Source organism: Desulfurivibrio alkaliphilus AHT 2 (genome assembly GCF_000092205.1).
Classification (GTDB): domain Bacteria; phylum Desulfobacterota; class Desulfobulbia; order Desulfobulbales; family Desulfurivibrionaceae; genus Desulfurivibrio; species Desulfurivibrio alkaliphilus.
In genome coordinates this window covers 2,816,885-2,842,597 of the sequence record NC_014216.1, presented here as the reverse complement: position 1 = coordinate 2,842,597, position 25,713 = coordinate 2,816,885, and the positions used below count along the sequence as shown (strand labels likewise).

The 25,713-nt window shown below is 60.7% G+C and carries 20 protein-coding genes; 11 read left to right on the top strand and 9 right to left on the bottom strand.

Annotated features, from left to right (window positions below):
- Positions 1-31: 31 nt before the first annotated feature.
- Positions 32-1,222 (top strand): selenite/tellurite reduction operon porin ExtI, encoded by a 1,191-nt coding sequence (gene extI, locus DAAHT2_RS12385; RefSeq protein ID WP_013164618.1) that lies wholly within the window; start codon positions 32-34, stop codon positions 1,220-1,222.
- A gap of 168 nt (positions 1,223-1,390) precedes the next feature.
- Here the strand turns inward: extI and mgtE are convergent, their stop codons facing one another.
- From mgtE to DAAHT2_RS12370, 3 genes are all read right to left on the bottom strand, one after another.
- Positions 1,391-2,785, bottom strand: a complete 1,395-nt coding sequence (gene mgtE / locus DAAHT2_RS12380) for a magnesium transporter (protein WP_013164617.1) — start codon at positions 2,783-2,785, stop codon at positions 1,391-1,393.
- A 716-nt stretch (positions 2,786-3,501) separates the two neighbouring features.
- Positions 3,502-3,903, bottom strand: a complete 402-nt coding sequence (locus tag DAAHT2_RS12375) for a DUF2325 domain-containing protein (protein ID WP_013164616.1) — start codon at positions 3,901-3,903, stop codon at positions 3,502-3,504.
- 92 nt (positions 3,904-3,995) lie between these two features.
- Positions 3,996-4,400, bottom strand: coding sequence for a hypothetical protein (locus DAAHT2_RS12370; protein ID WP_013164615.1), 405 nt, complete (start codon positions 4,398-4,400; stop codon positions 3,996-3,998).
- Positions 4,401-4,667: 267 nt separating this feature from the next.
- Between DAAHT2_RS12370 and DAAHT2_RS14475 the strand changes: the two genes are divergently transcribed.
- Together DAAHT2_RS14475 and DAAHT2_RS12355 are read left to right on the top strand one after the other, a co-directional pair.
- Complete coding sequence (locus DAAHT2_RS14475; protein ID WP_013164614.1) at positions 4,668-5,441, top strand: DUF2796 domain-containing protein; 774 nt, start codon at positions 4,668-4,670, stop codon at positions 5,439-5,441.
- A gap of 37 nt (positions 5,442-5,478) precedes the next feature.
- Positions 5,479-5,679, top strand: coding sequence for a hypothetical protein (locus DAAHT2_RS12355; RefSeq protein WP_013164613.1), 201 nt, complete (start codon positions 5,479-5,481; stop codon positions 5,677-5,679).
- A 14-nt stretch (positions 5,680-5,693) separates the two neighbouring features.
- Here the strand turns inward: DAAHT2_RS12355 and recD2 are convergent, their stop codons facing one another.
- A complete protein-coding gene (recD2, locus tag DAAHT2_RS12350; RefSeq protein WP_013164612.1) occupies positions 5,694-8,162 on the bottom strand; it encodes an SF1B family DNA helicase RecD2 in 2,469 nt (822 codons plus the stop codon).
- A gap of 207 nt (positions 8,163-8,369) precedes the next feature.
- On the opposite strand from recD2, the gene DAAHT2_RS12345 reads away from it, so the two are divergent.
- Both DAAHT2_RS12345 and DAAHT2_RS12340 read left to right on the top strand, forming a co-directional pair.
- Entirely contained in the window at positions 8,370-10,682 is a 2,313-nt protein-coding gene (locus DAAHT2_RS12345; protein ID WP_013164611.1) for an HD domain-containing phosphohydrolase, read from the top strand.
- A gap of 265 nt (positions 10,683-10,947) precedes the next feature.
- Positions 10,948-11,310 carry a HigA family addiction module antitoxin gene (locus tag DAAHT2_RS12340; protein ID WP_013164610.1) on the top strand — a complete coding sequence of 121 codons (363 nt, stop codon included), beginning with the start codon at positions 10,948-10,950 and terminating at the stop codon, positions 11,308-11,310.
- 23 nt (positions 11,311-11,333) lie between these two features.
- On the opposite strand, the gene DAAHT2_RS12335 is transcribed toward DAAHT2_RS12340, so the two are convergent.
- On the bottom strand, positions 11,334-12,731 hold the full coding sequence (locus tag DAAHT2_RS12335) for an integron integrase (RefSeq protein ID WP_013164609.1): 1,398 nt from the start codon (positions 12,729-12,731) through the stop codon (positions 11,334-11,336).
- Positions 12,732-13,302: 571 nt separating this feature from the next.
- Entirely contained in the window at positions 13,303-14,559 is a 1,257-nt protein-coding gene (gene ltrA, locus DAAHT2_RS12330; protein ID WP_353740475.1) for a group II intron reverse transcriptase/maturase, read from the bottom strand.
- A 622-nt stretch (positions 14,560-15,181) separates the two neighbouring features.
- Between ltrA and DAAHT2_RS12325 the strand changes: the two genes are divergently transcribed.
- Together DAAHT2_RS12325 and DAAHT2_RS12320 are read left to right on the top strand one after the other, a co-directional pair.
- Complete coding sequence (locus tag DAAHT2_RS12325) at positions 15,182-16,297, top strand: oxidoreductase (protein WP_013164607.1); 1,116 nt, start codon at positions 15,182-15,184, stop codon at positions 16,295-16,297.
- Between the two features lie 55 nt (positions 16,298-16,352).
- Entirely contained in the window at positions 16,353-17,258 is a 906-nt protein-coding gene (locus DAAHT2_RS12320; RefSeq protein ID WP_013164606.1) for a DMT family transporter, read from the top strand.
- A gap of 56 nt (positions 17,259-17,314) precedes the next feature.
- Here DAAHT2_RS12320 and DAAHT2_RS12315 read toward each other — a convergent pair whose 3' ends face one another.
- Positions 17,315-18,856 (bottom strand): methylenetetrahydrofolate reductase C-terminal domain-containing protein, encoded by a 1,542-nt coding sequence (locus tag DAAHT2_RS12315; protein WP_013164605.1) that lies wholly within the window; start codon positions 18,854-18,856, stop codon positions 17,315-17,317.
- Positions 18,857-19,011: 155 nt separating this feature from the next.
- Here DAAHT2_RS12315 and DAAHT2_RS12310 point away from each other — a divergent pair, with 155 nt between their 5' ends.
- Positions 19,012-20,139, top strand: a complete 1,128-nt coding sequence (locus DAAHT2_RS12310) for an amidohydrolase family protein (protein WP_013164604.1) — start codon at positions 19,012-19,014, stop codon at positions 20,137-20,139.
- A gap of 159 nt (positions 20,140-20,298) precedes the next feature.
- On the opposite strand, the gene DAAHT2_RS12305 is transcribed toward DAAHT2_RS12310, so the two are convergent.
- Positions 20,299-21,210 (bottom strand): AEC family transporter, encoded by a 912-nt coding sequence (locus DAAHT2_RS12305; protein ID WP_013164603.1) that lies wholly within the window; start codon positions 21,208-21,210, stop codon positions 20,299-20,301.
- Positions 21,211-21,233: 23 nt separating this feature from the next.
- On the bottom strand, positions 21,234-23,042 hold the full coding sequence (locus DAAHT2_RS12300) for an ATP-binding cassette domain-containing protein (RefSeq protein ID WP_013164602.1): 1,809 nt from the start codon (positions 23,040-23,042) through the stop codon (positions 21,234-21,236).
- A gap of 301 nt (positions 23,043-23,343) precedes the next feature.
- On the opposite strand from DAAHT2_RS12300, the gene DAAHT2_RS12295 reads away from it, so the two are divergent.
- From DAAHT2_RS12295 to DAAHT2_RS12285, 3 genes are all read left to right on the top strand, one after another.
- A complete protein-coding gene (locus tag DAAHT2_RS12295; protein ID WP_013164601.1) occupies positions 23,344-24,282 on the top strand; it encodes a hypothetical protein in 939 nt (312 codons plus the stop codon).
- 32 nt (positions 24,283-24,314) lie between these two features.
- Entirely contained in the window at positions 24,315-25,058 is a 744-nt protein-coding gene (locus DAAHT2_RS12290; RefSeq protein ID WP_013164600.1) for a CsgG/HfaB family protein, read from the top strand.
- Between the two features lie 86 nt (positions 25,059-25,144).
- A complete protein-coding gene (locus DAAHT2_RS12285; protein ID WP_013164599.1) occupies positions 25,145-25,702 on the top strand; it encodes a carboxypeptidase-like regulatory domain-containing protein in 558 nt (185 codons plus the stop codon).
- Positions 25,703-25,713 lie beyond the last annotated feature (11 nt).

The following is a 25,713-nucleotide window of genomic DNA, read 5'->3' as shown; positions in this document are numbered from 1 at the left end:
AACCAGACAAAACGCATCAGAAAGGTGATATATGAAATTTAAGCAACTTATCGGTATCGGGGCGGCCACCGGCTGCCTGTTGTGGGCGGGCGCCCAAACCGCAGTGGCCGGCCCGGTGATCTACCTGCCCAACGACCAGGGCTGGCTGCAACTCAACTATGAAATGCAACTCTACGGCCAGTGGCGAGACACCGGCTCCGGCAGCGACGGCACCGACGACACCGCCGAGATCTTTTTCCGGCGCAACCGAATCTCCCTGATGGGTCGACTCGACGACGGCAAATACGGCTTTTACTACGCCATCGAAAACCAGGGCGACCGGCGCATTCAACCCCTGAACGTGCGGGATGACTCCTCCAGCGACTTCCATGTACTGGATGCCTACTTCCTGGCCAATGTACACCCAAATGCCCAGGTCCGGGCCGGGTTGATCAAGGACCCCCTGGTACGAGCCCATAACGTGGGTTGCTTTTTCGCCCTTACCCTGGATCGCTCGGACTTTGTCTACACCGCCCTGCCCCGCCGTTCAAGGGATTACGGCGCCATGGTCTGGGGCAACCTGCTCGATGACAAGCTGCAGTACAAAGTATCGGCCACCACCGGCCTGAAAGACAACGCCCCGGGCAACGACCTGCGTTACACCGTCCGGGCCCATTACAGCCTGCTGGACGCCGAACCCGCTCCCCTCTACTTCGGTACATACTTCGGCAATCGCCGGATGCTGACCATCGGCGGCGGCTACCAGTATGAAAGGGAAGCGGTTTATGGCAACCAGACCCTGGAAACCAACCCCAACGACTACCAGGCCTGGACCGTGGACCTCTTCGGAGAACTGCCCACCCGCGCCGGCACCTTCACCATGGAGGCCGCCTACCTGGATGTCTCCTTCGACGACAATTACCTGGGCGGCGACCCCGACCCGGTGAGCATGGGGATTGACGGCGAGAAAAACGGCTACTACGCCCAGGCCGGATATCTGCTGCCCAACCGGGTCGGCCCGGGCCAGCTGCAGTTTTTCGGCCGCTATGAAAGCTGGAATTTCGCCAACCTGTATGGGGTGGTGGACCAGGAAATCGACCGCATCAACCTGGGGGTCAACTATTTCCTCCGGGGGCAGGACCTGCGGCTGACCCTGGAGTGGTCGGATACCGACTTCGATGTTGAAAACCAGAACAGTCAGGATTTTAAAACCGTAACCACGATGCTGCAGTTCCTCTTTTAAGCCGGGGGGCCGCCCCCTTACGCCCCGGCCGTTCTGATGGTCATCGCCTTTGGCGACCCTCACTCCACCTCCTCCTGCTCGGGGCGGTGACCATCAGAGCGGCTGGGGCGTTTTTTTTAGCCGGGCAAATTGCGCACTCCAGCAACAGCAACGGGTCGCGGCCCCGGCTTACCCGGCACCGGCCGCCACGATCATGTCGCGCAACAGCCAGGTGGCCAGGGAGAAGTAGATCAGCACCCCGCCGATGTCGGCAATGGAAGTTACCAGCGGGGCGCTGGCCGTGGCCGGGTCCAGCTTCAGTTTGCTCAACACAAAAGGCAGCGACATTCCCACCAGGCTGCCGAACAGGACCGTGCAGACCATGGCAACCGCCACCACCATGGCCACTTCCGGCCCGGCCCGGAAAATACCCACCACCGAAACCGCCAGCGCCATGCCGCCGCCCAATAGCAGGGCCACCCCGACCTCCTTGCCCAGCAGGGCAAACCAGTCTTTAAGATGGGCGCGGCCGGTGGCCAGGGCCCGGATCATCAGGGTGGAGGCCTGGCTGCCGGCGTTGCCGCCGCTGTCGATGAGCAGCGGCAAAAAGAAGACCAGGGCCACCACCGCCTCGATGGTATCCTCGAAAAAGGCGATGCCGGCGCCGGAAAAGATGTTCATGAAGACCAGGATCAGCAGCCAGGGCAGCCGTTTTTGCACGATCAGCCAGGGGCTGGCGTCCAGCATGTTGACCTCGCCCAGGCCCGGCGATTTGTGGGTCATACCGGCCATGCGGTGGAAGTCTTCGGTGGCCTCCTGCACACTGACGTCCAGGGCGTCGTCGTGGGTGACGATCCCCGCCAGCTTGTCGTCGCCGTTGATCACCGGGATGGCCAGCAAATCGTAGCGGGCGATCTTGGCCGCCGCCTCGCTTTGCGGCTCTTCGGCCCGCAGCACCACCAGGCCGCGGTTCATCAGATCCTGCACCTTGGCCTCCGGCCGGGCCAGGATCAGGTCTTTTAAAGATACCACCCCCAGTAGCCGCCGCTGTTCATCCACCACGTAGGCGTTGTAGATGGTTTCTTTGTCCGGGGCCTCGCGGCGCAGTTTCTCAAGCGCCCGGGCCACGGTGAGATCGGCGGTGAGCGCGGCGTAGTCGGAGGTCATGACGGCCCCCACCGTGCCTTCCCGGTAAGAGGCCAGCTTGCGGATATCCTCCCGCTCGGCCTGAGCCAGGCAGGGCATGATGGCCTGCTGGTGCTCCTCGTCCAGCTTATTGAAAAAATCCACCCGTTCGTCGGCGTCCATCACCGACACCAACTCGGCCAGCCGCCGGGGGCTCAAAACATCAACCATCTCCTGCTGAAAGGCCGAGTTGAAGTAACCAAATACCTCGGCCTGTTCCTCGATGGGCAGCAGTTCGAAAAAGGGCAGCGCCTCGGCCGGGTCCAGCCGTTCCAGCACCCCGGCCAGGTCGGCGGCATGATGCTTGGCGATGAATTGGCCTAGTTTTTCCTTGTTGGACGAATCGATGCCCCGCTGGGTAAACTCCAGCAGGGTCTTGTGGAGAGCTTGGTTGTACATGGTCCACCTCGCGTGTCCGGGTAATATGGCCCGGACTCACCGCCAGGTGGCCTTTAGCGTCGGCAGGTGGTAAAAAGTACCCGCGAAGAAGGAAAGGCGCCACCAAGCCGGATGAACCCGGGCATGATCGACGGAGGATGATCGGCCGCTTCCGGCAGCTCGATTATCCGGTTATGAAAACTGCTACTGTCACATTCCATGTTTTTTATTTGGTCTGCTTATTGTTTGAAGTAAACCGAAATGCCCTCGGGCATTGCCTCGAAACTTCCTGGACTGAAATACCGGCCCCATGCGGCAATAAATCCGAATACTCCGCAAAGGTTTCATCGGGCGGGTATAACTTAATCGCTTTCGGCTGTCAACACTGTAAACGGCCCGGAGGCCGAAATCGTCATATTCGCCGGTACCCTAAGGCTCACCGCGCCTTCCCAGCCCTGTTTGCTGCTCGTGCCGTACAATCAAGCCGGGGCGCCGCCGGGGTCAGTTCGGCAGAGCGATGTATAACCGAATCGCAGGATCGTCAAGATAGTAAGGGCAGCGCTGATGGCCGCCCCGTCCAGGACTTCGGTGTCGATTTCGCCCCGACTCAGCCGGCGGCAGAAAATATTGGGCGGATGACAAAAATCCCGACATGATCAGGCCTCCTTCTTGGTGCTGGTTTTGCGGGGAACGGTTTTAGCCCTGGCCTTGGCCGCCGGCTGCTTTTTCTTCTTGGTTCAATGGGCCAAGCCGGCACCGGCCGGGCGGCCACCCTTTGCCCCCTTGCCTTTGCCCTTTTCGTCGCAATTGGCACAATCACGGCCGCAACCGCATTGCCCTGTATCCTTACCATCGGAGGGCGCCGACAGGCAATCGAGACAGTCGCGCAGGGTGCAAAGCCCGCAGGAATGATACTGGTAGAGGGGAATCCGGTGAAGACGGGCGGCCCGCACCACCTCCCGGCGGGCGTTGTGGGAAATCCGGTCGGTGAACAGAACCACCGCCGCCATCTTCAGCAGCTTGCGCTCCAGGTCACGACCGGCCACGTTGAAAACTTTAAGGTCAAAACCCCGCCGCCGCCCCTCTTCCCGGTAACGGCTCTCCAGCCTCTTCATACCGCCGATGATTGCAATAGACATGGCTTACACCTGGATTAAGTTTAGTAAAAAAATCAACAAGGCACATTAATGTTTTTTAGCATGCCTAATTTTGTTGGCCTAAAAAAGCGGGTTTAGTTAACCTGCTCATCCCTGGTGGTCTCACTCTTTTTCTGCCCGTTTTTACCGCCGCAATTGGCGCAATTCTTACCGCAACCACATTTGTCGCTTGCCCTGACGGCAATCACCCTACTGCCGTCAAAAGCCAGAGCATGGGCCTTACTCCCTTTGAAAAAAACGGCCTCGGCCGGCACACCGACCCAGCGCAACAAGGCGCGCAGGGCGCTACGAGCGCTCGGAGCCACCCGGTGCAACCGGTCGGTTCCAATAAATACCCGGTCGCCCGGAATGAAGCGGGCCTGCAAAAAATCAACCAGGCAAAACGCCGCCGGCCCGTCAAAATCGCCGGACAAGCGCAAGTGCACCGCATTTTGCTGTTTGCGGTAATCAATGGTAAGGTTTTCCCGTTGCTCCAGCATGTCGGCTTCTCCTTGTGTTGGGATTATCTGAAAATCGTAGTTTTTGAGAGCCAATAAAAAGTTAAGACAACCAAACATTCAGGCTTGGATATAGCAGTGACAAGTTACGCTGTCAATAATTTTTTAGGGCAACCGAACAGGAATTCGGCCTGCCGCCCGTGAAGCGACGGCTGAAAAACCTGGCTGGAAATTATATTGACACGCTCACCCCGCCATACTATTTTGCTATGATATAACATTTCATTTCACCGCGGAGGTAATACCGATATGATTGTTGCCAACAAACGGAAAGGAAAAAAACTTTTTCTGCGGCAGGCGCTGGGAATGGCGCTGGGCCTGCTGCTGCTCCAGGCCCAGCCGGTGGGCGCTCATCACGACGAGCACGGCCACCACGAAAAGCGCTCCGGCCATAATAGCCACCACTCCCATGGGCATGATGACGGACACGGGCACGATCATGGCCATGGGCACGGCACCGGGCTGGGGGCACATGTCCACGGGCTGGCGGAAATCAACCTGATTGTGGAGGGTTCCCTACTGGTCATCGACATGGTCAGCCCCGGCTTCAACAAGGTGGGGTTCGAGCATCAGCCCCGAACCGGGGAGCAGCGCCAGGCCATCCGCGAGGCCAAAGAGTTGCTGGCCGAGGGTGAAAAACTTTTCGCCCTGCCCCCGGCCGCCCATTGCCGGCAGGTGCGAGCCAAGATCGGATCGGATTTTGATCTCGATCACCGACATGAACATGGGCATGGGGATAGCCATGAGCATGGAGACCACAGCCATGACCACCAGCACGGACATGGTGACCACGGCCACGACCATCATCACGGACATGGACACAAGCATGATCATGATCATGACCATGCAGACTTCACCGGGCTGTGGGAGTTTCATTGCGAGCGGCCCGAACGTCTCGACCGGATCGACTTCCGGCTCTTTGAGCATTTTCCCGGCACCGAGAGGATCAGGGTGCAGGCTGTGACCCCGGCCGGTCAGGTGGGAGCGGACTTGCGACCACAGAACCCCCGCCTGACTCTATGATACAGCCTTTCGCTGACAACAGTAATCGGGTGGGAGCATGAACGATACGGCGGTGGTTACCGGTTTCCTGCACAAGGGGCACAATCATCAGAACTGCCAGGACGAGGCCCTGAACCGCGCGGAACTCTCCGATAGCGATATCAGCGCCACCATCGACCGCAAGGCCCGGGAGCTGGGCTTCAGCATGGCCCAACAAACCATTGAGATCACCGGGGTGTGCCCGGCATGTGCGGCCTGATTGATCGTAAGCGGTTACGGGGAGTCGGCGGCCAGTAACGGTACCAGGGCGGTCTGGCGTTGGGCGGTGTCGCGGTTGTGGACCGCCAGGGCCAGGGCCCGGCGGCTGCCCACCAGCACCGCCAGCCGGCGGGCCCGGGTGAGGCCGGTGTAGATCAGGTTGTTGAACAGCATCCGGTAATGCTGGCTCAACACCGGGATGATCACCGCGGCAAACTCGCTGCCCTGGGACTTGTGGATGGTGATGGCATAGGCCAGCTCCAGCTCCGGCAGTTGATCGCGGCGGTAATTCACCCGGCGGCTGTCCGGGGGGAAGGTGACCTCGCAGGTCTGGGCCTCATGATCGACGGCGCTGATAACCCCGATATCGCCGTTGAACACCTCCAGGTCGTAGTTGTTGCGGGTGTGGATTACCCGGTCGCCCAGGCGGAAAAGCCGCTCCCCCAGCCGCACCTCGGGCCGCCCCGGCCCGGCGGGGTTGATCTCCGCCTGCAACACCTCGTTGAGGTTGCGGGTGCCCAGGCTGCCCCGGGTCATGGGCGAGAGTACCTGGATTTCAATACCCGTCTCCGCACTTCCCTGCCCCCGGTACTTGGGAATCCATTCCCGGTAGAGTTTCTTTACCACCTCCACCGCCGACAGCCCGTAATGCAGGGCCGACCAGGGGTGCACCTTTTTCAGCAGGGCCTTGAGTTCCTCGGAACGGCTTTCGGCCCCCAGCAACTGCTCCAGGTCGACATGGCGAAACTTTTCCGGCAATTCAAATTCGCTTTCATAGGGCCGCACCGCCTCTTCCAGGCGAAAGCTGAAGGGGTCGGCCTGCTCCCGGAAGCGGCCATGATCCGGGGCGAAATGGCGGCGCACCCGGCCTAAAAAATGCAACTGCTCCCGGGTGGCCTCATCGGCATCGAGAAAGAGGCAGTCGCACTCCTGCTGCCAGCGCTCCGGGTGCTGGAAGGGGGAATCAATCCGGGGTACTTCGCTGCGGTTGATCTGGTGGGCAAAACGGACAATGGCCGAGGCCGCCGCCTGGCGAAACACCTTGGTCAGCCGGAAAGCGGGCACAGCCGCAACATTCAACAGATCCCGCAGCACGTTGCCGGCCCCCACCGGCGGCAACTGGTCGGGGTCGCCGATGAACAGCACCTGGCCTTGGGGCGGCACGGCCCGCAACAGGGCGGCGCTAAGGCTGACATCCAGCATGGAACATTCATCGACGATGAAAAAATCACCCTCCAGGGGGTGGTCGGCCCGGCGCTTGAAGCCGCTGCCCTGCCATTCCAGCAGCCGGTGAATGGTGCGGGCCTCGCGGCCCACCACTTCACCCAGCCGCTGGGCGGCCCGGCCGGTGGGGGCGGCCAACACCACCCTTTGACCCATGGCCTCCAGCAGCCGCACCAGCACCCGGGTGGCGGTGGTCTTGCCGCAACCCGGCCCGCCGGTGAGGATGGCAAAACGGCGGCCCACAACACCGGCCACCGCCTGTTGCTGCTCGGCGGAAAGCTCCATCTTTTGGTTTTGGCAGTAACGGGCCAGCCAGTCGGCCACCCGCTGCCGGTCCACTTCCACCGGCGCCAGCAGGGCCTTGATCCTGGTCGCCACCGTTTCTTCGTCGTAATAAAGGGTCTTGGAATAATAACAGGTTTGGGGATTGCCCTGGCTATCGGCCAGGGTGCGCACCATCAGCTTGCCCGCCGCCGCCATCTGGGCCAGCAAGCCTTCGGCACGGGGGGCGATGTCCAGCTCCAGCAGTTCATTGACCCCGGCGATCACCTGGGCCAGGGTCAGGTAGCAGTGCCCCTGCTCCCGGCCGGCGGCCAGCACGTGGCGGATGGCGGCCATCAGACGCGGCTCGCCATCTTTGGCAAAGCCCAGGCTCAGGGCCACCTGGTCGGCGGAAAAAAAGCCGATGCCGAAAATATCCTCGGCCAGCCGGTAGGGATCGGCATTGACCACCTCGATGGCCTTATCGCCATACTCCTTGTAGATCCGCACCGCAAACAGGGTGCTGATGCCATGGCCCTGCAAAAAGAGCATTACTTCGCGGATGGCCCGGTGCTCCTGCCAGGCGGCGCTGATGCTTTTGAGCTTGGCCTCGGCAATTCCCGGCACCTCGGTGAGCCGGTCGATCTCCTGTTCGAAGATATCCAGGGTTTGGTCGCCGAAATGGCGCACGATTTTGCGGGCGGTCTTGGGGCCGACACCTTTGATTAAGCCGGAGCCGAGATATTTTTCCAGCGCCGCGGCGGAAGCCGGCTTCACCTCCAGGGCGGTGTCGGCCTTGAACTGGCGGCCAAAACGGGGGTGCTCACTCCACTGCCCCAGAAAACGCATGGTGGCCCCGGCAAAGACCCGCTGCTGGTGGACCAGCACCGGCACCGCCTCCAGGCGCTGATCAAAGGGCTGCACCCGCAGCACCGACCAGCCGTTTTCCGGGTTATGAAAGGTAACCCGCTCGACAATACCCTTCAGTTCATCCTGCATCTGCCGTTCCGGATCATGGCCTTATTACGGCCAGTATGCCTCTTGATTTTGACACGTAAAAAGCAATCACAACCAACCTCGCAACATAAACCAAGGCTACAAATGGCCGCTTCAACGGTTGCCAAAAACTACACCGAATCCCGGCAAAGTCAATGCCCACTAACGGCTGCTTTGAAATACGGTCCGGATGGGCTATAATTCTTTGCTATGACCCAGACCGCTTCCCCCGACCGCATCTTTTCTTATAACCGGGCGATCATCGCGCTGATCGGCGTGCTGCTGATCAGCCTGATCCTGATCAACTATGTCGTGCTCAAACAGCAGCGGCAAAACCTGATGCAGGAGGTGCGGGAACAGGCCGCCGTGGAGTTGGCCCAAGCCGCGACCTTCATGACCGAACCCATGCTCCGCATGCGCTTGGCCGATATCGAGCAATTTATTCAGCAATGGGGCGCCAACAACCAGGAGATCGTGCGTTTCGAGGCGATTACCCCCCTGGGCCACTCGCTTACCGCCTTCCAGCGCCCGACCATCTCGGAGCACCTTTTTGTCCTGGAAAAAAGGGTCGAATTTGCCGACACCCACCTTCTCACCCTGAAGCTGGAAAAGGACTACCAGCAGACGGAAACCATCCTGGTTCAACTCCGCAACCAACTGCTGCTCGCCTCCCTGTCGGTCTCCATCACCCTCGGCATCATCCTGTGGTTGCTGTTCCGTTTTTTGGCCATCAAGCCGCTGGAACAGGAAATTTACCGGCGACACCGGGCGGAAGAAGAACTGGCCGAGATCAACCGATCGCTGGAAGAACGGGTCCGGAAAAGAACCAGGGAGATCAAAGAACTGCTCGATCTGGAGATCTATCTGCGCGAGATCATGCAGACCGTTTCCGACATCAACGGGCTGCTGCTGACCGCACCGAACCTGAAAACCCTGCTGACCCAGGCCTGCGACCGGTTTATCCAGCGCAAAAATTATAAGTTCTGCTGGCTCGGGTTGCTGGAACAGGGGGCCATCCAAACCGTTTACCATGCCTCCCAGGCACCGGTCGCCCCCGGGCCCGGGGCGGCAACGCCCCCCTCCGCGCCGGCGACGGGCCTTGACACCCCGCCCTATTCTATTGATGATCCCCGCTCTCCCTTCCACCATCACCCTGCGGCCCGCTCGCTGCGGGACCACCAAAGCGTGATCGAGACCTCAGAGCTTTATCCCCACTCCTCCCCTCCCTGGCACCAGCCAAGCGCCATCGACGGCTTCCAGCAGATGATTACCCTGCCGCTGTCGCAACCCGGCGGCACCAAACAGCCGTTGGGGGTGCTCGCGGTATACACCTGGCGCCCGGAGGGATTCGAGCCGGAAGAGATCACCATGCTGGAAGAACTGGCCGGTGATCTGGGGTTTGCCATTTACTCCTTTCGGCACCGGGAGGAGTTGAACCGCCTCAACGCCGAACGAACCGCCAATTACGAAGAGACCATCCTGACCTTTGTCAACATGATCGAGCAGCGAGACACCTACACCGCCGGTCATACCCAGCGGGTGGCCGAATACAGCCTGAAGATCGGCCGCCAGATGGGGCTGCCCAAGGAGGAAATCAAGCGCCTGACCAAGTCGGCGATCCTGCACGACATCGGCAAAATCGCCACCCCGGACGCAGTGCTCATGAAGCCGGGCCGATTCACCCCGCTGGAACACGACCTGATCAGGCTGCACACCGTTGCCGGCCACGAGATGCTCGCCGGCATCGATATGTATGCCAACCTGGCCGAGATCGTGCTGTATCACCATGAACGGCATGACGGCAGCGGCTACCCCGACCGCCTGGCGGGCGATGACATTCCTTTGCTGGCCAGAATTCTGGCCGTGGCCGACGCCTTCGACGCGATCACCACCAACCGCGTCTACCAGAGCAAAAGCGATGTTCCCACCGCTCTGAAGAAGCTCCAGGCCATGAGCGGCAAGCAGTTCCACCCGGAGGTGGTGGAAGCGGCAGTCAAGGCCCTGGCCGGGGCCACCCCCCCGGACCGAGCGGCCCGCGAGATCGGCGAAGAACGTTTCTGCACCGACCACCGGGCCTTGTGCCGCTTCAGCCAAACCCCGTTATCCGACCTGGAAAGGGAGCGCTTCGCTTACTTTTTCAACGATCAGTTGACCGGGCTGCATAATGAAAATTTTCTTAAAAGCGCCCTGCAGAGCAACCAGTACCAAAGCCTCTACCTTTGCCATTTGCAGGGGCTGGCGCGGCTTAACAAACAGCAGGGCTGGGAAAAGGGCAACAGCATCCTGCGGCTTTTCGCCACAGAATTGCAGACCCGTTTCCCAGAGGCCTTGCTCTTCCGGGTTTACGGCAACGATTTTGCGGTAATGAACGAAGAGTACCAGCAGATAAGCCAGGAAGAGTTCGCCGCCTTCAACAGCCTGGTCGACACCGGGATCTCCCCCATCGTGCGCCATGTTGACCTGACCAAGGAGCAGAGCTTTACCCTCGACAAGCTGGATCAGGTGGAATTGTCTGCCTCATGAAGATCACCAACCGGGCTGGCGGTTGACCGCCGTAGCATCAAGCTCCCGTAGCTTGCACCCCTCCAGCGATTTAACAAAAGCCTCGGCCCGCCTGCAAACAAGCGCGATTTTTTAAGGGCCCCTGCAAAGGAAGCCAAACCCTCCGCTTCGCAACTGCTTTGCCAGCGGCGTTTGCTCAGTTAACCGCCGGTTTTATAAAATGCAAAAAGCCATGTAGGGTCTTCGGGTCCACTATTGTCGACCGACCTCATATGGGAGGAAGGCCATGCCTACGAAATTGAAATCACAGACTATCACTAATGTTGGTAGGCGGCTGCCACGCAATCGCCCCCCGACCCATCCCGGGGAGATGATTCTAGAGGAATTCGTTAAGCCGCTTAAACTTACCCAAGTGGAACTTGCTCGCTGCTTGGGCGTTTCTTACCCCCGTCTCAACGAAATTATTAAAGGAAGACGTTCGGTAACTCCGGATACGGCGTTGCGGCTTGCCCGTGTTTTGGGTATGTCCCCTGATTTCTGGTTGGGCTTGCAACAGGATTGGGATCTTTGGCACGCAATGAACAGTCCTGAGGCGAAGCAGGTTAAGCGCCTAAAAGCAATTACCAGAGACCAGAATTCACTTGCATGATCGCGTATCAGCGAACATTGCATTCAAAGAACATCCAGGGGGCTGACCACGCCTTGGCCGCCACGGTTGAGGACGTGGGTGTAGATCATGGTGGTGGAAACATCGGCATGACCCAGCAGTTCCTGGACGGTGCGGATATCGTAGCCGGCGGCCAGCAGGTGGGTGGCGAAACTGTGGCGCAGGGCATGACAGTTGACCCGCTTGGTCAGGCCCGCCGCCAGGGTGGCCTTCTTGATGCTCTTCTGCAGGCCGTTTTCATGGATATGGTGCCGCCGGACCACGCCGCTGCGCGGGTCGGTGGAAAGGCGGCCGCTGGGAAAGACAAACTGCCAGCCCCACTCCCGGGCGGCGTTGGGGTATTTGCGGCCCAGGGCCTCGGGCAGATAGACCTCACCCAGACCCTGAGCCAGGTCTTCCTCGTGCAAACGCCGCACTTCGGCCAGGTGGTCCCGCAAAGGCTCTTGTACCCCCTGGGGCAACGGCACCACCCGGTCCTTTTGGCCCTTGCCGTCGCGGACCATAATCTGCCCCAGGTCGAAATCGACATCCTGCACCCGCAGGCGGACGCATTCCATTAACCGCAGGCCGGTGCCGTAAAGCAGCGAGGCCATAAGATGATGCAGGGCACTGATTTCGCGCAGGGCCTCCAGCAGCCGAACTGTTTCCGACCGGCTGAGCACCACCGGCAACCGCCTGGGCTGCTTGGCCCGGACAAAATCGCCCAACTCCCCCACCTCGCGACCCACCGCTTCGCGGTAAAAAAAGACCAAGGCATTAAGGGCCTGGTTTTGAGTGCTGGCCGCCACCCGGCCCTCCACCGCCAGCTTTTGCAAAAACAAGGCAATATCCGCCTCGCCGGCCACCGCCGGCTCCCGCTCGCCCAAAAAGCGCAAATAGCGGCAGGCCCAACCAAGATAAGCCTGCTCGGTACGAATGGCGTAACGTCGCCGCCGAATGGCCAACACCAACTCATCCAGCAGCTTTTCGTGCCGCCCGCGCACGGCATCCAACAGGGGCGCCTGCCCCAGCGGCGTGGTGCTGGGCAACACCCCCTGTTCCCGGGCAACACTGGGATGATCCGCCGCCAATTCCTGGGCGGAATTGCGCCAGTACTCCCAGTTAACTTCCTTCTCGCACGACGCCCCGGCAATCTGCAACAAATTCTGGATAGCATCCACCGCCTGACGAAACTGCCAGCCCTCTATTCTGTCTTTGCGGCCCAGATCTTCCAGGTAGCGGTTGACCTCCGTAGCACCCAGCTCCCGCAGCTTACGACCATCCAACGATTTAACAAAAGCCTCGGCCCGCCTGACATACCAGCGAGCCACCTTCGGCTTAACTCCGCGCTTATTGAGCAAACCAAGATAGCGGTCCCAAAAGATTTCGACCTTTTTATTTGGCGTTGACTTTGTAGATGGCATCAGGTAGCCTCCCAATAATAGACAGTTACCAGAGGGGAACAAGCAGCAGCCCGAAAACAAATAATACACAGAATTGAGCCAAAATCAATAGGCCGCTTTCTGCCTATTTCTATATTTTGCCAATTCTGCCTAAACCACTGTTGGCCTTGCACTGGAAAGGGCGGAGTAGCCCGAGTTGGGTGAGGGCGCCGCATGGCCGCAGCCGCGTAGTTCTTTTTGTACGAAGAAGTGAGTCACCCGTCTCCGTAGAAGCGTCGGCGAAAGCGGCAGCTCCGGAGAAGGATGGAGCCGAGAGAGAAAATGATCCTGTCTCCGTAGACGGGCAGGCGGTAGCCATCAGCTTAGGAGAAGGATGGCAAGTGACGGAGAATGGAAAAGCAATGGTGAAGGCTTCGCTAGACAGCCGAGCAGGCTTTGACCGACATTCGTATCGACTCCGTTTACCGTTGGTCCAGGTGGGAAGCCGCCAGCCTGTCAGAAAGGCTTGCGGCCAATCGGGTAAGGGGGAGGCTCTCCCTCCCCCTCCCCACACCACCTAGCATGCGGGTCCGCACTAGGCGGTTCCCATGAGCTACCGCGCCGTAGCGGGGTAATGGATGTTCACCCACAGTTCTTTGACAGACAACAACCCCTGATCCTTCAGCCATTGATTGGTCATCCCCGATTGGGTGGCCAGGGTCTTGGCCAGCCGGTACGGCCCCTTGCGGCTCAGGCCGATGGAAATGGCCAGCCGCAGGTTGCAACCAAGTCTGGTCAGTTCGCGGACCTTGGTGCGGCAGCGTCGCCACTGTTTTAAGTGGCACATCCGCACCCGCCGGCGCAGCCAGTGGTCAATCTCCGGCAACGGACGGTAATATTCCGAGATGCCGAAGTAGCCCATCCAGCCCCGCAGGTATTCCGCGAGCTTGGCCAGCCGGAAGGCCATCGAGACCCCCCAACTTCGCCCGGTCAGCTTCTTGACCCGCCGCTTGAACTCGGCAAAGGCCTTGTCCGACCAGCGGATTTTGGCGCCCTTGAAGATGAACCCGAGAAAACCGCTCTCGTTGGTTGGGGCCACCTTGCTCTTTTCCTGGTTGACCACGAGCTTGAGTTTGCTTTCCAGAAACCGGGTGATGCCGGTCATGACCCGTTCCCCGGCCCGGCGACTCTTCACCAGAATGATGAAGTCATCGGCATACCGGGCGAAGCGGTGACCGCGCCGTTCCAGTTCCTTGTCAAGGTCGTCGAGCAGGATGTTACTGAGCAAAGGTGAGAGCGGACCGCCCTGGGGCACCCCTTTCCGGGTCTCCCGGCGGCGGCCGTCGATCATAACCCCGGCCCGCAGGTACTTTCCGACCAGCCGGAGAACCCGCTGATCGCGGACCTTCCGACCGACCCGGTTCATCAGGAGGTCGTGATCCACGGTGTCGAAGAACTTCGACAGATCGGCATCCACGGCCACGCGGTATCCTTGGCGGATATAGTCGCGTACCCGATGGATGGCGTCGTGGGCCGAGCGTCCCGGCCGGAAGCCGTAACTGGCCTCCGAGAAATCCGGATCGAAGATCGGCAGCAGTACCTGCGCCATGGCTTGTTGGATCAGGCGGTCAAGCACGGTGGGAATCCCCAGGGGGCGCGTGCCTCCGGTTGGTTTGGGGATCTCCACCCGTTTGACCGGCAAGGGTTGGTAGGTGCCTGCCAGGAGTGAAGCCCGGATTTCCTCCCAATGTTCGCGGGCAAAGGCCATAAAGTCGGCGATGGGCATGTTGTCCATGCCCGGCGCTCCTTTGTTGGCTTTCACCCGCTCCCATGCCTTGAGCATGTTGGCGCGGGAGAGAATCCGCTCCAGCAGGTTTGCATCGGGATCAGGTTGATCGGCAACGCGCCGGGCGGCCGCTCCCCCGGTCGGGTTCGTTGCGGCGGCCGAGCTTGCCGGGCCTTTTCCCTTCTCTGGGTTCGGCCCTTCGTTCCGCGTGGCGGAACTACTATGGCCTCTGCTGACTCCTGCCTGGTCATCCGGCATGTTGCCATGCAGGACGCTGTCCAGCGTGAGCTGAACCGCTTGCCGGGCAGGTCTCCCCGGATAAGAACGTGATCTGTAGCTACACAACCGCGGCATTTACCCTACCTCCTGAACCCGGGGCTTCGTCATGTTGTGCTGACTTGCCCGGAAGCTGGGCCTTGTATGCCATTTCTGTTCGTCGGCTCATAGCTTTGCACTCCGGCTTCCTCCGGACGGTCCCTCGCGGGAACGCCCTTGCCTTCGGCTAGTATTTGTGGTTCTGTCATCTCGACAGTACCAGGGTTCACATACAGGGGACTTGCACCCCATAAGATCACGCCCATGCCGGGCGTACACAAAACACTTAACCAGACCGCGGGAACGTTGGCGGCGCTACGCGGCAAGTTTATTGGCGCGGTCTGGTTAGCTTGGCGTTAGAGAAGCAATTAAAAATACCAGGAGAATTGGCATGGCAACCTTATTTGACCAAACCACGATAAACGGTATGATTTTACAAAACCGCCTTGTCCGATCAGCGACGTGGGAAGGCATGTGCGAGGTAGATGGCCGACCCACGGAAAGGCTGGCCAACTACTACAGGGATCTCGCCCGCGGTGGTGTTGGCTTGATTATCACGGGATATAGCTTTGTTAGGCCGGAGGGCAAACAGCTCCCTGGAAAGATGGGTATTCACACCGACGATTTTGCCCGGGAAATGAAAGCTCTTACTAAGGCGGTGCATGACCAGCAAGGTAAGATATGTATTCAATTAGTTCATGCCGGGGGGCAAACTAATGCAGCGACAGCCCACTGCCAACCTCTTGCACCATCAGCTGTGCAGGTTGAACAATTCCCTGAACTTCCTAAGGAAATGTCAAAAAAAGATATAGCAGAAATCGTGGTGGCTTTTGCTGAAGCGGCAAGAAGGGCTAAGACCTTCGGTTTTGATGCCATCCAGCTTCATGGCGCCCATGGCTATTTGATCAATCAGTTCCTCTCTCCTCACACTAACAAGCGTACGGATGAATATGGAGGGAGTATCGACAACCGTTGCCGTTTTTTCCTCGAAGTTTACCATGCTGTACGACAAACAGTCGGTGACGATTTCCCCGTGTTGATTAAGCTTAACGGAGCTGACTTTGTAGAAGGCGGCTTGAGTATAGAAGATTCGATATATGCGGCGACAATGCTGGACAATGCCGGAATCGATGCCATCGAGGTGAGTGGAGGCACCTCAGCCTCGGGAGACAAAACCCCGGTCCGGATCAAAATTGAGAAGCCAGAGCAGGAGGCTTATAATCTTTCCCTAGCTAAGCAAATCAAGAAAGCGACCAACTGCCCGGTGATGGTGGTTGGAGGGTACAGAAGCTATGAGATGACGGAAAAGTCAGTTAGTGATGAAGGGATTGATTATATAGCCATGGCTCGACCATTCATCAGGGAGCCTGCCTTGGCGCAACGTTGGAGTCAGGGGGACCACTCTCCGGCCAAATGCATATCTTGCAACGGCTGTTTTCAGCCGGGATTTAAGGAGGGTGGAATTTATTGTGTAATAGAATCAAAAGAAAGAGAAAAGAATACATAAGGTGACCCGTTAGTAGGTAACCCTCCCGAAAAACAAATGAGTGCAGAAAGGGAAAATGGTTGGTCTGAGTACGGTTTTTGTAATTCTTGCTGCACTATGCTGGGGACTATCGGGCGGGATTGGCGGCATTCTCACTGCCCAGGGCTGGGACCCGGTTGTGGTGTCGTTCCACCGGGGCGCGATAGGGCTGTTGTTCGTTCTCGCCTGGCTGGTGTTGCGCCCTAGCAGCAGCGGTTTGGCAAGCAGCCGGTTATGGTTCTGGTCAGCGATTGCCGGTGTGGGCGTAGCCGGCAACTTCTCGTTTTATTTCATAAGTATTGCAGAGGGCAGTGTCGCAGTTGCAGCGACCCTGATGTACTGCGCACCGGTGTTCGTCTATCTAGTGTCCTTTACGATCAAGCTCGAAAAACCCACTCTGTTCAAGTGGGCAGCAATCGTGATGGTAATGCTGGGCGTGGTACTGCTTACAGGTATTTATGAGATCGGCGCAGGAGACGTTACGCTGCTCGCTGCCGGTGCCGGGCTGCTTTCCGGCCTGTCCTATGCAGTATTTATATTCGGCTTCAAGTATGCGGCACCGCACGGCAGCCCACAGGCGATTCTCGTTGTAGCATTCTCAGTACTCATAATCATACTTTTCTTGCTTAGCGATTCCGAACAGACAGTGGAAGTGCTGTCAGCACCCAGTTGGCCACTGTTCGTTATATTGGGGGTTCTTGGCGCCGGGTTGTCATTCATTTTCTACATTGTTGGATTGAACCATACCGCACCGGCTGTAGCGTCTATTGTGGCGATGGTCGAACCAGTCACCGCTTCGCTGTTTGGTGTCGTGGTTTTAAACGAAAGCCTGGCTGCGTTACAGATCTTGGGCATGGGACTGATTTTGATCACAGTTACTGCGCTTAGTGTATATTCAAGCGCTCAAAAGGAATCTCTTGCGGCTAAGCGGCTTGGTGAATAAGGCTTTGGTTTTGAAACCACCAGGCCCTTTGCTCGCAGCCCCCTGCGGGGCAACAATTAATCCTGGTCGGGGCCGCCCTGGTGGTCGAGGCCACGGAAATAATTAACCCAGGAAGAGGTGTTGTTCAGCGACCAGTCGCGGGGCGGCACCAGATCATCTTTCATTTCCGCCTGCCGCCCCACGCTTTTCAGGCGCTGGTAGGCGCGCACGTAAATGCAGCGGCGGCGACCGGGGTAGACCTCGCACCAGCCGTCGCGGCTGCCTCCGCAGGGGCCGTTGAGAATATATTTGGCGCAGGCGGCCTGAGGGCAAAGATAGGCCAGTTCGACCAGGGTGCAATCCCCGCAATTTTTACAGCCGAAGGCCAGGAATTTAAGCAAATGCTCGAAATGGATCAGGGCCCGGCTTAAACGGCTGTCATCCCAGGCCAGGCAAAGCCGTTTCATGGGCCGATAAAAGGGACCGCGGGGCACAAAAGCCGCCTCGTGGGCCAGGTGGGACAGGTAGTAAGACCATTTTTCCCCGCCCGGCTCGGTCAGCGGCTCCTCTTCCGGCAGATTGAGGCCGGTTTCAGGGTCCCGGCGGAAAAGAAAGCATGAATCCTCGGGCCAGAAGGCCAGTTCGGGCAACAGCGCCCGCCAGTCGGCGGCCAATTCCTCCGCCCGATCCAGCACCAGGGCGATATCGTCGTAGGTAAGCCCCGGGCCGCCGATATGGGCCCCGGCATAACCCAGCCCCCGAAGCACCGCCAGCAGGGCGGCGGCCCGCATCAGGCGGGCTTTTTTGCCCCGGTCCGGCGAGCGGGCCTCTTGTTGCATGGTGGTGTAAAGTTTCTCGGGAATCACGCAACCGGGAATTTCACCCCGATACATCAACTCCGCCACCTTCAGGCTGGGAATAAAAACATTGCCCAGCACCGGCACCCGCCCCTGCCCCTGCCGTTCCAGAAACAGCAGGACTTCTTGAAACTTGCGGGCGTCGTAACCAATCTGGGTAATGATATAGTCTGCCCCGGCGGCCAGCTTGCGCCGGAGCTTAACATACTGCATCACCAGCTCGGGCTCGCTGTGCTTAAAGGGCGAGAGCGCCACCCCTTTAACAAAACCGGTGGTCTGGAGCAGCGGATTCGGCCGGGCTTTCTCCCCGCCGCTTGGCCACCCTCCCCGGTTCATGACGCCGATCAGGTCCAGCGCCTGTACGCTGTCGAGGTCGAAAACCGGTTTTGAGAGCCCACGGTAGCCCGGCTTGGGGTAGTCTCCGGTAATCACCAGCAGGTCGCTGATCCCCAGCCGATCCCAGGCAAAAAGCTGGCTCTCCATCTGGTTGCGGTTCTTGTCTTTGCAGGAAAGATGGACAATCACCTCCAGGCCCAGGGCGCAGATCTCCACCCCCAGCACCTCGGGCGACAGGGCCACCTGGCCACCGGCGTTCTCGGTAATGCTGACCGCTGTCAGTCGGCCGTCGGCCACGGCCTGACGAGCCACGGCCAGGGCCCGGTCATGCCCGGTACCACGACCACTGCGGCCGGGCACCAGCTCCAGGGTCAGAGTAAAGTTGTCGGGATCGCTAAGGGCGCGAAAAAAAGGGGATAAGGTCATGGCGGCACTCTAGAGCCACCGGCCGGGCTTGTCAAGGCGGATTGCCAGGGGTTGGCGCCCATACTGGCCTGCCTGTCTGCAAAGCCCGTATCACCCCACCAAGTTGCTTTACCACCCTCCTTTTTGTAGGATGAAGATTTCAGGGGAACAAAGGCATGAACGCAGATCACATCATCATGGCGGGGAACCTGCTCGACGGTAGCGGAGCGGGGGTGCGGCGGCGGGTCTTTCTGGCGATGCAGGCGGGCTGTATCACCGCCATCGGACCGGTGGCGGAGCTGCCGCGCCTCCCCCCGGGGGTGGCGGTAACCGACCTGTCGCACGCCACCCTGCTGCCGGCCCTGGTGGACGGCAGCGTGGCCCTGGCCCGCTCGTCTTCCCTGGGCCCGGCCGCACCACCGGGTCTCGCCGATACCACCCCGGAAGCCCGGATCGCCCTGCTGCAACGCCATCTTGGTTTTTGCCTCAGCCACGGCGTACTGGGGGCGGCCGACGGTGAAGATGCAACCGGCCTGGTGGCGGACTACCAGCAGCGGATGGCGCCGAGCGGGCCGATTGCCCTGCGCACCGCCCCCCATGATTTTCTTCGCATCGGTTATTCCGCCAATATCGAAGCGGACGCCGCCCCGGACAACCGGCTGAGCGCCGGCGATCTTTACCGTTTGCTGCAGCACCGGGGCGACAAAAAGGCGGTGGTGGTGGCCAACGGCCGGCAGGCGGTGGCCGAGGCGCTGGCGGCCGGCTGCGACGCCATCGAGCAGGGCTATGCCATGGGTGAGGATAACCTCAAACAAATGGCGGCCCGGGGGGTGTTGTGGCTGCCCGCTCTGCTGCGGGCCAAAAACGCCCTGGATGGCGCCCGGGGCGGCGGCAATATTTGCTGCCGGTTTTCCCAGCGCTACGTGGCGCCGGGGAAACCGGTACCCGGCGCCGAAGCGTTATGGCGCCAGACCTTAAGCGAGCAGTTGGCCTTGCTGCAGCGGGCCAAAGAACTGGGAGTAACCACGGCGGTGGGCACCGGGGCCGGAAGCGCGGGCATCATCCACGGCGAAGCGGTGGCGGAAGAGGTAAAGCTGTTTATCAAGGCCGGCTACTCCCTCGCCGAGGCCATCCGCTGCGCCTCGGTAAACGGCGCCGCCTTCTTCGGCTTTGAGCGGCTGGGGGAACTGGCCGTGGGGCGGCAGGCCACCTTCCTGGTCACCAGGGGCACGGCCGGGCAATTGCCGCGCAAACTCTCTTACCTGGAAGGCATATACATCGACGGTGTTGCCGTCCCGCTGTAAACTTTTACGCAAGCAGTTGGTAAGCGTAGTGGTTAACTTGCTGGTGTAACGGGCCGTAACCGAACAGCCGTGCCGCAGGTTCGGGCAAGCAGCCAGGCGCAGCGTACCCCCTGTACGTAAGCCTGGCTGATCGCCCGAAGATGCGGTGCGGCTGTTCGGTTACAGCAGTTGGAACAGCAGGGGCAGGGTGACAAAGGACAGCAGGATACCCAGCCCCACCATGGCGGCGGTGAGTTTCGGAGACAGGCCGGCCACCACCGCCAGGGCGCCGGCGGAGACCATGGGCGGCATGCCGGCCTCAAAGACCGCCACCCGGGCGGCCAGGCCTTCAAGCCCCAGGGCCTGGACCGCCAGCAGGGCCAGCAGCGGCGCCAGGCAAAGCTTGATGGCCAGCCCCAGCCCCATGGGTGCCAGCACCTCGCGATTAAGGCGCAGGCTCAGTTGCAGGCCCACGGCGATCATCACCACCGGCACCAGGGTGGCGGCCAGGCTGGCCAAAAGCGCGGTCACGGGGGCCGGGATGGCGGCCGGGTCCGGCCCCAGGGCCAGCGCCAGGGCCAGAATCAGGGCCAGAAAAGGGGGAAAGGTGGCAATCTTTCTGGCCACCGTCCGCCAGGAAGGTTTTTCCCCCTGGCTGCCGTAGATGGCCACCACCAAAGAACCGTAGGTGGCCAGGGCCAGGAAAGAGCCGAACTGGTCGTAGATGAGGGCATAAGGAATCCCTTCTTCACCGAAGAAGGCGTTGACCATGGGAATGCCCAGAAACGAGGTGTTGCCCAGGGGCACCAGCAGCAGCAGGGTGCCGGTGATCTCCCGGCTCCAGGCCAGAGCCCGGGCCAGCAGCAGCACCGCCAGGGCGGAGACCGCCAGCATCCCCCAGGGCATCAGGGCCGGCACCAGCAGCTCGCGGGAAAATTCCAGTTGGGGTACCTTGAGCAGCACCAGCGCCGGCAGCGATACGTAGATGACAAACAGATTCAGGGTCTGGGCGGCGTCTTGGGGCAGTTGCGGCAACCGCTGCAGCAGCAGGCCGATAAGCAGAAAGGAGATGGTCAGGATAAAGTTTTCCACGATGGCCTCTTGCCTGGCAACGCTCAGTCTGCCTGGGCTTTTTCTTCCAGTTCTTCCCAGCGCTGGTAGGCGGCCTCCAGCTTCTCCTGGAGAGCTTGCAAACGCTGCTGGTGGTCGGTGATCTCCTCGGCCGGGCGGCGGTAGAAATCGGGCTCCGCCAGGGCCGCGCTCAGTTCCTCCTGCTCGGCCTCCAGGGCTTCCAGCTTGGCGGGCAGCTCGGCCAGTTCGTGTTTCTCGGTGAAACTCAGCCCGGCCGGCTGCCGCTCTTTTTCCCCTGTCGCCGCCGGGGCGGCATTCCCGCGCTCACCCGCCCTGGTGGAGGCCGCCGGCTCGGTGTTCTTGCCGGCGGCCTCAGCCGCAGCCCGCTGGCGCAGCCAGTCCTGATAGCCGCCGGCGTACTCCACCACCCGCCCCTGCCCTTCAAAAACCAGGGTGCTGGTGACCACGTTGTCGAGAAATGCCCGGTCGTGGCTTACCAGCAGCAGGGTTCCCTTGAAGTCCAGCAGCAGCTCTTCCAGCAACTCCAGGGTTTCCACATCCAGGTCGTTGGTGGGCTCGTCCATCACCAGCACGTTGCAGGGGCGGGTGAAAAGGCGGGCCAGTAGCAGCCGGTTCTTCTCGCCGCCGGAAAGAATCGCCACCGGCGAGCGGGCCCGTTCGGGGGTAAACAAAAAGTCCTTCAGGTAGCCCAGCACATGGCGGGACTGACCGTTGATGAGCACCGTGTCCCGGCCTTCGGCCAGGTTGTCCGCCACCGTGCGGGCCGGGTCGAGCTGCTCGCGCTGCTGGTCGAAATAGCAAATCTCCAGGTTAACCCCCAGCCGCAGGTGGCCGGCGGTGGGCGCCAGTTGCCCCAGCAGCAGCCGCAGCAGGGTGGACTTGCCCACCCCGTTGGGGCCGATGATGCCCACCTTGTCGCCCCGCATGATGGTGGTGGTAAGCCCGCTGATCACCGGCTCGGCACCGTAAGTGAAAGAGAGCTCCTTGGCCTCGGCCACCAGGCGACCGGAGCGGGTGCCGTCCTGGATCTGCATCTTCACCCGCCCGCTTTGCTCCCGCCGGGCCGCCCGATCCCGGCGCATCTTGCGCAAAGCCTCCACCCGGCCCTGGTTGCGCGTGCGCCTGGCTTTGATGCCTTGACGAATCCAGGCCTCCTCCTCGGCCAGCTTGCGATCGAACTTGGCCTGGCCGCTTTGCTCGGCGGCCAGCCGTTCATCCCGGCGGCGCAAGTAATTGTCGTAATCTCCCGGCCAACTGGTAAGCCGGCCCCGATCCAGCTCGATGATCCGGGTAGCCAGGCGGCGGACCAGCTGCCGATCGTGGGTAACAAAGAGCAGGGCGCCGGGGAAGTTCAGTAAAATCTCTTCCATCCTGGTGATGGCGGCAATATCGAGATGGTTGGTGGGTTCATCCAGCAGCAGCAGTTCCGGGTCGCCGGCCAGGGCCCGGGCCAGCAGCACCCGGCGCTTGAGCCCGCCGGAGAGGGAGCCAAACTCCTGCTCGGCGGGCAAATCCAAGCGGCTCAACACCTTCTCCAGGTGCAGAGAATCCACCGGCCCCGGCCCGCCGGCGGCCACCTGGTACACTGTGCCCCGCAACTCCGCCGGCACCTCCTGCTCCAGGCAGGCGCAACGCAGGCCCTTTTGCCGCACGATCTCGCCGCCATCGGCCTCCACTTCGCCGTTGAGCAGGCGCAGCAGGGTGGATTTGCCCTCGCCGTTGCGGCCCAGCAGGCAAATCCGCTCGCCGGGTTCCAGCTGGAGATTAACCTCATCCAGCAAAGGCCGGCCGCCAAAGGCCAGACTGACCTGTTGCAAAGACACCAGGGCCATAATTTTACTGCTCCACACGATTAAAAATTATTAAGGCTGAAAAAAAGCCGGGCCGCAGCTTGGCTGCTGACTGTGATGGACGCCGCGAAAATACCCGCTGCCGACCACTTTTGTCAACTTCGGCAAACCGGGGGACAGCCGGAGTAAGCCGGGAACAAGCTTTACCCGACAATATTGGTTTACCTGCAAGCGGGGAAATGCTAAAAAAAATAAAAGACCTGACTATAGAAAGGATGAACAGCGCCTGCGCTGTCAGCCCGCACAAAACCTGAAAACCGTCGATTAACCGCGGAGGTGAAAAATGCCGGTGGCCACAGGTTGCAATTTGCTTAAAGGGATGCTGCTGATCATGCTTTTGGCCTGGCCCTTTACGGCCAAGGCGCAGCAGTTGGCGGCCCCGGTTTATCCCGGCGCGGTGGCGGCGGAACATGCGGTGGGAGGGCAGCAGCAAACGTATGTGCGGGTTTTTTACAGCCATGACCCCATTGCCGCCGTGGTAGCCTTTTACGAACAGCAACTGGGGCCACTGGAAAAACTCCGCTCCGGGCAACAGAGTTACCAGCCGGAGATCCGCGGCGGCCGCCTGGTGCATTATCGTTATGTCCTGCACCGGGTGATTCCGCTGGAAAAGGCCGCTCTTCATCCCGAGCTGGTGGCGGTGGAAATTTCCAGCCCCCAACCAACGGAAGAGGGCACGCCCGCCGGGGTGGCCATGCCGCCGCAACTGGCCGATGCCGACCCCAGGTGCAGGCCGCCGTCTGACTTTTTCGAGCCGCTGCTCAACATGGTGGTCAACGACCCCGCCCGCGACTGGCCGGATTTCAACGCCGCCTGCGAGCGCTTTCACCATCTGCAATGGAGCCTCTTTTTTCCTTCTGCGGAGCGGGATGAACGGGGGCGCACCCTGAACCAGGCCCAGGCCATGATCCGCCGCTATCATGATGAAAACCTGCCGCCGGTGCTTGCCGAGGCCGACATGGAAGCGCTGGCCTTACAGATGCAGACCCTGGCCATGTCCGGCCGCATGGAGGAAGCCCAGGCCCTGGCCCGGCAGATGGCCACCGGCACCCGTTCGCCGGGCATGCCCGTCGGCACCCCCGGCACCGCCGCCGGCATCGATTGGGACGACTGGGTCAACCTGCTGGCCGAAATCGACCAACACGCCTACCGTACCCGGATCATGATTCACACCGACCCGGCCACCTGGCCCGATCGGATTCGCTTGCGGGAAAGGGACTAACCACTGCCAACCACCAGCGAAGGAGGAAAACCATGAAAGCAAACCTGACTACGTTAATCAACGCGTTTTTTCTGTTGGCGGCCTGCTCCTTCATTATCCCGGCGGCTACTGCCCAAGCGCAGTCCGGCGGCCCGGATATGGGCACGGCCCGGGCCGAGGATTACCATGGTCCCAAGGCGGCCATCGCGGTGGCCGATTTTGAAGACAAGACCGTGGGGCGAGGCCAGTACCGCCGGGAATACGGGCGCGGCATGCAGGACATGCTGGTCACCGAGCTGTTCAACACCAACCGTTTCATTGTGCTGGAACGGGAGAAGCTCTCGGCGGTCATTGCCGAACAGGACCTGGGCGCCAGCGGCCGTTTCCGGCAGGACACCACCGCCCCCATCGGTGAACTGGAAGGCGCTCAACTGATGGTGATCGCCGCGGTCACCGGCTTCGACCCCGGCACCTCCGGCACCAAGGGCACGGTCAGGGGCCGCAGCGGCCTGCTGGGCGACCGACTCGGGTCGCTGACGGCCGGCGTTCAGCAAGCCCACGTGGCACTGGACCTGCGTGTCGTCGATACCGCCACCGGCCGGATCCTGTCGGCCACCAACGTGGAAGGCAAGGCCCGCAGCTTCGACCTGGGCGGCTCGGCCTTCGGCTCCCAGGGCTCCGGCGGCCTTTCCACCTTTGCCCGCACCCCCATGGAGCAGGCCATCCGCCGGGCCATTGCCGAGGCGGTGGATTTTGTGGTCGAGCAAACCCCGGCGGAGTTTTATCAGCACCGCTAACACCACCCGCCCATGGACCGTGATCAGCCCGCTTTACCGCGGGCTGACAGGCCGCCGGCCCATACCGCTGCCCGGGAGGAAAAATAATGAACCGCAAGTATTTGCCGGCAACCTTCGCGGCCGCCATGGTAACCCTGTTTTTGCTGCTGACGCCACCAACGACGGCGGCCCAAGGCAAAAGACCGCCGGCAATACCGCCGCAACCGGAACACAGCTGGGGGGCACCACCGGGGGAGGTGATTTTTGATACCCCATATGCACCGCCCTATCTCTACCACCCGCCCCCCGGCTACCCCGGCCGGCCGCCCTATTACCATTACCCGGGCTACCCTCCTTATTTCTACCCCCATTACCCGCCCCACCCGGGTTATTACCAGCGAGAGACCCCCTGGTATGAAGCCCCCCCGCCCCTTCCCGCCGGCCGGGTGTACCTGCTGGTGGAGCCGGTGCAGGCCCAGGCCACCATCAACGACTACCCCCTGCAGCGCCACCCCGATCTCTCCTACCAGCTGGCACTGCTGCCCGGCGAGTACCGCTTACAGGTTACCGCCGAAGGATACCAGCCGGTGCAGCGCCAGCTGCGAATCCAGGGCGGAGAAAGGCTGCAGCTTACCATCAGCCTGGAGCGGATCACCAAACCCTGAGCCTCTCCTGC